Annotated in this window: 9 protein-coding genes; all 9 read left to right on the forward strand. The window is 42.3% G+C overall.

Annotation, left to right across the window (positions count from 1 at the left end):
* The first annotated feature begins 19 nt into the window (after positions 1-19).
* The gene (gene ftsH, locus SPD53_RS13215; RefSeq protein ID WP_156857406.1) at positions 20-2,101 is read left to right on the forward strand and encodes an ATP-dependent zinc metalloprotease FtsH; all 2,082 of its coding nucleotides are present in this window, start codon (positions 20-22) and stop codon (positions 2,099-2,101) included.
* A gap of 153 nt (positions 2,102-2,254) precedes the next feature.
* Positions 2,255-3,031: a type III pantothenate kinase gene (locus tag SPD53_RS13220; RefSeq protein ID WP_156857405.1), complete on the forward strand. Its 777-nt coding sequence runs from the start codon at positions 2,255-2,257 to the stop codon at positions 3,029-3,031.
* 13 nt (positions 3,032-3,044) lie between these two features.
* Positions 3,045-3,914, forward strand: coding sequence for an Hsp33 family molecular chaperone HslO (gene hslO, locus SPD53_RS13225; RefSeq protein ID WP_156857404.1), 870 nt, complete (start codon positions 3,045-3,047; stop codon positions 3,912-3,914).
* A 21-nt stretch (positions 3,915-3,935) separates the two neighbouring features.
* Entirely contained in the window at positions 3,936-4,841 is a 906-nt protein-coding gene (locus tag SPD53_RS13230) for a peptidylprolyl isomerase (RefSeq protein ID WP_336252833.1), read from the forward strand.
* 139 nt (positions 4,842-4,980) lie between these two features.
* Positions 4,981-5,907, forward strand: a complete 927-nt coding sequence (gene cysK, locus SPD53_RS13235) for a cysteine synthase A (RefSeq protein WP_156857402.1) — start codon at positions 4,981-4,983, stop codon at positions 5,905-5,907.
* A gap of 279 nt (positions 5,908-6,186) precedes the next feature.
* Entirely contained in the window at positions 6,187-7,014 is an 828-nt protein-coding gene (gene folP / locus SPD53_RS13240) for a dihydropteroate synthase (RefSeq protein WP_156857401.1), read from the forward strand.
* Complete coding sequence (folB, locus tag SPD53_RS13245; RefSeq protein WP_156857400.1) at positions 7,007-7,369, forward strand: dihydroneopterin aldolase; 363 nt, start codon at positions 7,007-7,009, stop codon at positions 7,367-7,369. The genes folP and folB overlap by 8 nt, the downstream gene beginning before the upstream one ends.
* A complete protein-coding gene (gene folK / locus SPD53_RS13250) occupies positions 7,369-7,857 on the forward strand; it encodes a 2-amino-4-hydroxy-6-hydroxymethyldihydropteridine diphosphokinase (RefSeq protein ID WP_156857399.1) in 489 nt (162 codons plus the stop codon). Before folB ends, folK begins: the two co-directional genes overlap by 1 nt.
* A gap of 113 nt (positions 7,858-7,970) precedes the next feature.
* On the forward strand, positions 7,971-9,455 hold the full coding sequence (gene lysS, locus SPD53_RS13255) for a lysine--tRNA ligase (protein WP_156857398.1): 1,485 nt from the start codon (positions 7,971-7,973) through the stop codon (positions 9,453-9,455).
* Positions 9,456-9,732 lie beyond the last annotated feature (277 nt).

Below are 9,732 nucleotides of genomic sequence, written 5' to 3' on the forward strand. Positions count from 1 at the left end.
GTATGGGAGGAGGTAAGCAATGAGTCAGATATTTCGTAATGTGTTCTTTTGGGTCCTGATTTTCTTCGTCATAATCGGCGTATTCGGCATCATAAATGGCCCAGGAGAAGAAAGTGAACAATATGATGTGGAGCAATTTATAAGTGCTTTAAATAATGGTGAAATAAAAGAATTGACACTGCAGCCGGCAAACGGAATCGTCCGTTTCTTCGGTACATTGAATGATGGTGGCCAATCTTTTGTTGCCCAAGTACCAGATAACACAGATGTAATTGCTGAAATTACAACAATTGCAAGAGATCAAAGTATATTAACTGCAGAGGAAGAAGAACGGCCAAGTCCATGGGTTACATTCCTTACGACTTTAGTTCCCTTCCTATTAATAGGTCTATTTTTCTTATTCATTCTTAGTCAAGCACAAGGTGGCGGCGGTGGCGGCCGTGTGATGAACTTCGGGAAAAGTAAGGCTAAGATGGTTTCCGGCGAAAAGGAAAAGGTGCGTTTCAAAGACGTAGCCGGAGCGGATGAAGAGAAACAGGAATTAGTTGAAGTTGTGGAATTCCTGAAAGATCCACGTAAATTCACGGCAGTCGGTGCTCGAATTCCAAAAGGGGTTCTTTTAGTAGGACCGCCAGGAACAGGTAAAACATTACTTGCCCGTGCCGTCGCAGGGGAAGCGGGAACTCCATTCTTCTCTATTAGTGGTTCGGACTTCGTTGAAATGTTTGTCGGGGTCGGTGCATCCCGTGTACGTGATCTATTTGAAAACGCGAAGAAAAATGCGCCATGTATCATCTTTATTGACGAGATTGATGCAGTAGGACGCCAACGTGGTACGGGTCTCGGTGGTGGACATGATGAACGTGAACAGACATTGAACCAGTTGCTTGTTGAAATGGATGGCTTTAACGCAAATGAAGGTATCATTATTATCGCAGCTACAAACCGTGCAGACATTCTTGACCCTGCTTTGCTGCGCCCAGGCCGTTTCGACCGTCAAATCATGGTGGACCGTCCGGATGTTAAAGGACGGGAAGCAGTGCTTAAAGTTCACGCACGTAATAAACCATTGGATAATACAGTCGATTTGAAAGTAATTGCCCAGCGTACCCCAGGCTTCTCTGGTGCGGACCTTGAGAACCTGTTAAATGAAGCAGCGCTTGTTGCTGCAAGGGATAACCGAAAAGCGATATCTTCACTGGATGTCGATGAAGCAACCGACCGGGTGATTGCCGGGGTTGCGAAGAAGAGCCGCGTTATTTCGGATAAAGAAAGAAATATTGTTGCCTATCATGAAAGTGGGCACACCGTAATCGGGATGGTACTTGACGATGCAGATGTCGTACACAAAGTAACGATTGTACCTCGAGGCCAGGCCGGCGGTTATGCGGTCATGCTTCCTAAAGAAGACCGTTACTTCATGACGAAACCGGAACTGTTTGATAAGATAACCGGACTGCTTGGTGGACGTGTCGCCGAGGAAATCATCTTTGGCGAAGTGAGTACGGGAGCACATAATGACTTCCAGCGTGCAACAAGCATCGCTCATAAGATGATTACCGAGTATGGTATGAGTGATGAAATTGGCCCACTACAATTCTCCAGTGGGGACGGTGGCAATGTGTTCCTTGGTCGTGATTTGCAGAATAACCAAACATACAGTGAGAAAATCGCTTATGAAATTGATAAGGAAATGCAGAACTTCATCAATTACTGTTATGAACGTGCGAAGAAGATCCTTACTGAGCATCGCGGACAGTTGGAGTTAATCGCTCAGACACTCCTTGATGTCGAAACACTCGACCGCCGTCAGATTGAATCTCTTTTCCATAAAGGTGTTTTACCAGAACCACTGGAAGATATCGTGGACGAAGATGATGTGAAGGTTTCTATCAATTCAAAAGAAGATGAAGACGATGGAGAAAAGATCGGGAAATCTTTTGAAGAAGTGAAAAAAGAAGTCGAGGAGAAAAAGCATGAAGAACATGCAGATGAAGCTAAAGGCGACTCCAAGAATAAACGACATATCAATGACCCGATCATGGGCGAAGAACCAATATCTCCAGTAGATGAAGAAGACAATAATTATAAAGATAAATAACAAATTAAAAAGCAGCCATGCTAATATATATGGCTGCTTTTTTGTTTCAAAAGCTGAAGCGCGCTTAACATTACTATTGGGTACCTGTGATTTTCTTTTTCACTGTTACCTATGCTATATTTAAACATAGAAAAATAGGAAGGTTTGATTGTTATGTTATTTGTTCTGGATGTGGGGAATACAAATACCGTTTTAGGGGTTTTTGAAGGGGACAACCTACTATATGAGTGGCGGATTAAAACAGATCGCCATAAAACAGAGGATGAATTCGGCGTACTCATTCATTCCTTGTTTGACTATAAAGGAATCACGTTTTCTGATATCCATGGAGTTATCATTTCTTCTGTTGTACCACCGATTATGTATGCACTGGAAAAAATGAGCCGGAATTATTTCGGAATTGATGCAGTCGTGGTAGGGAAGCAGGATATTTCTAAATATATTAACATGAGTTACCCTAATCCTAAGGAGGTCGGGGCAGACCGGATTGTCAACGCGGTAAGTGCGATAGAAAATTACGGGGCGCCGGTTATTGTGATTGATTTTGGAACGGCGACCACTTTTTGCTACATCGATGAGAATAGCTCTTATCACGGTGGCATCATTTCTCCGGGAGTTAATATTTCCATGGAAGCATTGTATAGTAAAGCTTCCAAACTGCCGAAGATTGAAATCAAGGGGACGGAGAAAGTTATTGGAACATCAACAGTTGAAGCGATGCAGTCCGGAATATATAACGGCTATGTATCCTTGGTAGATGGTATAGTTGACAGAGTGAAAGAGGATATTAATCAAGATGTTCAGGTAATTGCTACCGGCGGGATATCTGGTTTAATCGGGAAGGGTTCACGAACAATTGATGTGGTAGATCGCCATCTGACACTAAAAGGATTGAACATTATTTATCGCAGGTTAAAAGATATTCGTTAAAGGAGATACGAACATGAAGGATTATTTAATAAAGACAACTGCTTATAACGGGAGAATCCGTGCATATGCAGCAACATCTACTGCGACAGTGGAGGAGGCAAGGAGAAGACAGGATACTTGGGCAACAGCCTCTGCTGCATTAGGTCGAACCCTGACGATTGCTGCTATGATGGGAGCGATGCTAAAAGATGACAACTCCAATACAATTAAAATTGAAGGCGGCGGACCACTTGGAGCGATTGTAGTAGATGCGAATGCATCTGGTCATGTGCGCGGCTATGTTACGAATCCGCACGTAGACTTTGAATTAAATGACAAAGGTAAGTTGGATGTTGCTAGAGCTGTAGGAACGTCAGGTAATTTAAGTGTTGTGAAAGATCTTGGATTGAGAGACCATTTTACAGGCGAGGTTCCGATTGTTTCAGGCGAAATTAGTGAAGATTTCACGTATTATTTTGCGACATCAGAACAAGTTCCTTCAGCGGTCGGAGCAGGTGTGTTAGTAAACCCGGATCATACCATTCTTGCGGCTGGCGGATTCATTGTGCAAGTCATGCCTGGTGCGGATGAAGAGGTAATCGAACGGTTAGAGGAACAGATTCAAGCGTTCCCGCCAATTTCCAAGTTGATTGAAGAAGGATACTCACCAGAACAACTCTTGGAAAAACTGTTCGAAGGTGAAGAGTTTACAATTCATGAGAAGATGCCCCTTGAATTCCGCTGCCGCTGCTCAAGAGAAAGAATTGCAAATGCGATAAGCGGTCTTGGCAACGAGGAAATTGATGCCATGATCCAGGAAGACGGTGGAGCAAGTGCAACCTGTCACTTCTGTAATGAAAAGTATGATTTTACAACAGAAGAATTGGAAGAGTTGAAACAATAAACGAGGGAGAAAGGGAATCGTATGTCAAGAAAATTATTATGGGGAATTATCACGGTCCTCCTTATTACAAACATAGCCACTCTCCTGTTCATGAGTCAAAATGAGAATGTAATTGTGAGTGAAGACGGTGAAGAAACGGCCATTAGAAGCAATGAACCTGTTGCAACGATTGACGGAGAAGATATAACTTATGCAGAATGGATGACTGCTCTTCGCGAAACCCATGGGGAAAAGACGCTGCAATCATTAATTGATCGCCACCTCGTTTCCAAATTGGCCAATGAGAAGCACATTGAAATCAGTGAGAAGGTCATTGAAAGAGAACTTGCTTATCTGACATCCATGCAAGGACCGCTTGCAGAAGATGAACTTGCAAAGGCGGAGGAGAAATGGCGGGAAGAGATTGTTTATCGCTACCAGCTTGAGTTTTTACTGACAGAAGATATTTCCATTCCGGAAGGTGAAGTGGAAGAGTATTATGACGTGTATAAGAATCAATATGATTTCAGTCCGGCCATGCAGCTATCCCATATTCTTGTATCGGATATGGAAACAGCGGAAAAAATCCATGGGGAGCTTGAACAGGGAGCGAATTTTGACCAGCTGGCAAGGGAATATTCCATAGATGAAGAAACAAAAAATAGCGGGGGCTATCTTGGTTTCATCAATACGAACAGCCAGTTCTTCCCGGATGGTTATGAAGAAATTGCAAATGAGATGGAAGAGCACTCCTATAGTACCCCTTTTACAACAGGTAACGGGGTCGGTATTATCTATTTACATCAATCTCTTCCGAAAATCAAGTTCAGCTATGAGGAAATTAAACCTTACGTAGAAAATGAACTTGCCCTGCATGAAGGGAATCTTCCGCTTCAAGCCGCCCCACTTTGGGAAAAACATGAAATAGATTGGCTCTACGGTAACTAAATACATGGTCCGCCCACAACATGGAACGAATCAGCTAATTCAATGAGTGAATACGTTAAAATGGTTGACAAATCGATAAATTAAACATACATTGTAATTAACAATTCATACAAAAATGCTAGGGATTAGGAGTGATCACATGCGTGTGGCAAATGATATTACCAAATTAATCGGTGAAACACCAATCGTGAAGTTAAACAATCTGACAGGCGAAGATTCAGCAGATGTTTATGTAAAACTTGAATTCATGAACCCAGGAAGCTCGGTAAAAGACCGGATTGCTGTAGCAATGGTTGAAGCTGCAGAAGAGTCGGGGGATTTAAAGCCCGGAGATACAATTATCGAGCCGACAAGCGGAAACACTGGAATTGGACTTGCGATGGTAGCAGCGGCAAGAGGGTATAAAGCTATTCTTGTCATGCCAGACACGATGAGTCAGGAGCGTCGTAATCTATTGCGCGCATATGGTGCTGAACTCGTTCTTACACCGGGCGCGGATGGAATGAAAGGCGCAATCGGTAAAGCTAATGAACTGAAGGAAGCGCACGGCTATTTCATGCCACAGCAGTTCGATAACCCGGCAAACCCGGAAATCCATGAAAGAACAACAGGAAAAGAGATCACCCGTCAAATGAAAGATGGTCTTGACGCATTCATTTCCGGTATTGGAACCGGTGGAACGATTACAGGTGCAGGTAGAGTGCTGAAATCTCACTTTGAAGGAGTGCAATTATTCGCTGTAGAACCAAAGGACTCACCGGTGCTATCCGGCGGATCTCCGTCCCCGCATAAGATTCAAGGGATAGGTGCAGGTTTTGTACCGAAAGTACTCGACACAGAGCTATACGATGGGGTCATTCAAATTGAGAATGACGAGGCGTTTGAAGTATCCCGTAAACTTGCAATTACAAATGGTATTCTCGGCGGAATTTCCTCCGGGGCAGCAGTGGCAGCAGCGCTAAAAGTTGCAGATAAGTTAGGTAAGGGTAAGAAGGTTTTGGCTATTTTACCAGACAATGGGGAACGTTACTTATCCACCGCACTATATCAATTTGATGAAGAATAAGAAGTTTGATGACGAGGATTAACAGATTGGATCTGTTAATCCTTTTTTTGTATAGAAGGTTATGAGGTGGGAACTGTGAATAACTATATATGCTAGCATTCTCTACGTTGGGTGCTATTCTTTTGTTTTTGGGGAATTAATAAAGTGAAACTTCATCCAGTGGGGGTATAACAGACCGTTAATACGTGATAAACAGATGCCTGTGTTTTAGGAATATGATAGGATATAGGAATAAAGTGATGATGAGGAGAAGGAGAAGGAGAAGGAGAAGGAGAAGGTATGATTTTAAAAACAAGAACGAAACAGTTGCATTTACAGGAGCGAACCCATATTATGGGAATCTTGAACGTAACCCCTGATTCCTTCTCGGACGGTGGCAGCTATACTACGGTGGAAAAGGCTGTTGCACAAGCAGTTCGAATGGTTGAAGAAGGGGCAGATATTATCGATATCGGTGGAGAATCGACTCGTCCTGGGCACATACCGGTTACGAGTGAAGAAGAGATCTTCCGGATTGTTCCAGTCATTCAAGCAATTAAAGCGAAAGTAGATGTGCCAATTTCGGTAGATACGTTTAAAGCAGATACAGCTGAAGCGGCAATTGAAGCTGGAGCGGATATCATTAACGACATATGGGGAGCAAAGAAAAATCCTGATATTGCTAAAGTTGCAGCGAAACATCAGGTACCAATTATATTGATGCATAACCGGACTGATGAAAATTACACCAATCTAATTGAGGATATGCTAGAGGACCTTAGAGAAAGTATTGCCATTGCTAAAGCGGCTGGTATCCCCAAAGAAAATATTATCCTTGATCCTGGAATTGGTTTTGCCAAGTCTAGAGAGGATGATTTACTCGTCATGCAGCAGCTAGAGCGATTCCAAGAACTTTCTTATCCATTGTTACTCGCAACATCGCGGAAACGAATGATTGGTCATATTCTTGACGTTCCACCGGCAGAGCGAGATACTGGCACAGGGGCAACAACTTGCCTCGGAATTGTAAAGGGTGTCCAAATGGTGCGGGTCCATAACGTCAAAATGAATGCAGAACTTGCAATGATGACAGACGCTATGCTTGGAAAAGGAGCTTATCATGGATAAAATAATTTTGAAGCAATTACAGTTCTACGGTTATCATGGTCTATTTCCTGAAGAGCGGAAACTTGGTCAGCGCTTTATGGTTGATCTTGAACTCTTTCTCGATTTGCAGCAGGCCGGTACAACGGATGCGATGGAGGATTCCGTTCATTACGGAGAAGTATTTAATATCGTTCAAAGCATTGTAGAGGGCGAACCGAAGAATCTGATTGAAACAGTTGCTGAAACGATTGCGAAGAGTCTACTCGAAAGTTTTCATTTGTTATCTGCCTGCCGTGTCCAGGTTATTAAACCGAATCCTCCGATTGATGGACAATATCACTCAGTCGCCGTAGAAATATATAGGGAGAAAAAATAATGAATAAAGTATATATCGCACTTGGAACAAATATCGAGCCGCGGGATTTCTATTTGAGTGAAGCTTTAAACTTACTAGAAGCACATGAATCAATCGCTATTCAACAGCGTTCCTCGATTTATGAAACCGAACCGGTCGGTTATTTAGACCAAGCTGATTTTTTAAATATGGTAATAGAAATCCAAACCTTGCTTGAACCGATTGAGTTATTGGATACGACACAAGGAATAGAGGAAAAGCTAGGCCGGACTCGGGATATCCGTTTCGGTCCCCGAACAATAGACCTTGACATTTTGCTCTATAATCAAGAAAATAGTACAGTAGACCGTTTAACATTGCCGCATCCGCGCATGTCCGAGCGTGCCTTTGTGCTCGTTCCCCTTGCAGAAATTGCAGGTGATGTTATCTTGCCGGATACAGGTAATACTGTTCGGGAACAGCTAGCGGAACTTCCGCAGAAAGAGCTGGAGACGGTAAAGAAGATCTAGTTCAAAGAAGGGCTCTGCCGGTGTTTACTGGTAGGTTTTTCTTCGTTATGGTACGCTTAAATAAAATTCTAGGATAATTGATTGTTTACATATATCAAAGACAGGAGTGATTGATGGTGTCAGAAGAACTTACAGAACAAATGCAGGTGCGGAGAGATAAGTTGAAAGATTTACAAGACCGGGGCATTGATCCGTTCGGTGATAAGTTTGAAAGAACCGATTTAGCAGCGGATTTAATTGAAAAATATGATGTTTTTTCTAAAGCAGAGCTAGAGGAAAAAGCTATACCAGCAGTCGTCGCAGGTCGGATTATGACAAAACGCGGCAAAGGGAAAGCGAGCTTCACGCATATTCAAGATATGAGCGGTCAAATCCAAATCTACGTACGTAAAGACGAGGTTGGTGATGATGTTTATGAAATGTTTAAAACACTGGATCTTGGAGATATCATTGGGGTATCCGGTAAAATGTTTAAAACAAATACCGGAGAACTTTCTGTTCAAGCGGAAGAACTTCAATTAATGACGAAAGCTTTACGTCCCCTACCTGAGAAGTACCATGGGCTAAAAGATGTGGAACAACGTTATCGTCAGCGTTACCTAGATTTAATCACGAATCTTGAAAGTCGCGAAACTTTCATTCTACGCAGTAAAATCATTCAAGCGATGAGACAATATCTAAATGGCCAAGGATTTCTTGAGGTGGAAACGCCAATGATGCATAGTATCCCTGGTGGAGCGGCGGCACGTCCATTTATCACTCATCATAATGCACTCGACATTGAACTTTACATGCGAATTGCTATCGAGTTACATTTAAAACGACTCGTCGTTGGTGGAATGGAGAAAGTATATGAAATCGGGCGAGTCTTCCGTAATGAAGGAGTATCTACCCGTCATAACCCTGAATTTACGATGATTGAACTATATGAAGCATATGCAGACTATGAAGATATTATGCGACTTACAGAAAGCATGATTGCTCATATTGCACTTGAAGTGCTCGGCTCTACCGAAATCACATATGGAGATTACACAATCGAACTGAAGCCGGAATGGAAGAGACTCCATATGGCGGATGCGGTGAAAGAAGCAACCGGGGTTGACTTCCGTGAGCAACTGTCAGATGACGAGGCGCGTAAGTTGGCGAAAGAACATAATGTAAAGATTACAGAAAATATGACATTCGGACACATTTTAAATGAATTCTTCGAGCAAAAAGTAGAAGATACACTCATTCAACCTACATTTATCTACGGTCACCCAGTAGAAGTGTCACCGTTAGCAAAAACAAATAAAGAGGATCCTCGTTTCACAGATCGCTTTGAGCTATTCATTGTTGGTCGTGAACATGCAAATGCCTTTAGTGAATTGAACGATCCAATGGAACAACGCAAACGTTTCGAAGACCAAGTTGCTGAAAGAGATGCAGGAAACGATGAAGCCCACTTAATGGATGAAGATTTTATTGAGGCATTAGAATATGGCTTACCACCTACCGGAGGATTAGGAATAGGAATAGACCGTTTAGTAATGTTACTGACCAATGCACCATCCATTCGTGATGTCTTGTTATTCCCGCAAATGCGTACGAAATAAATATAAAAGGAATATCCAGTTTACTTTCATAGTAAGCTGGGTATTTTATTTTGTATTTGTTTCTTAGGTAATATATATAGGAAGGAAAAGTTTCTAGGTATTTTTTAAAAAAATGTCCTTGCATTTAAAACTCAAACATGATACATTTATATTCGTTGCCAAAACAGCTGCAACGGATTAAATGGAAACAGCGAAAAAGATTTGAAGAAAGTTGTTGACATAATTTTTCTAACGTGGTATATTAGAAAAGTCGCCGTTAGGAAACGGCAAACAAAAT

Origin of the sequence: Oceanobacillus sp. MO10714A, assembly GCF_037072045.1 — a bacterium.
Lineage (GTDB): Bacteria > Bacillota > Bacilli > Bacillales > Amphibacillaceae > Oceanobacillus > Oceanobacillus indicireducens.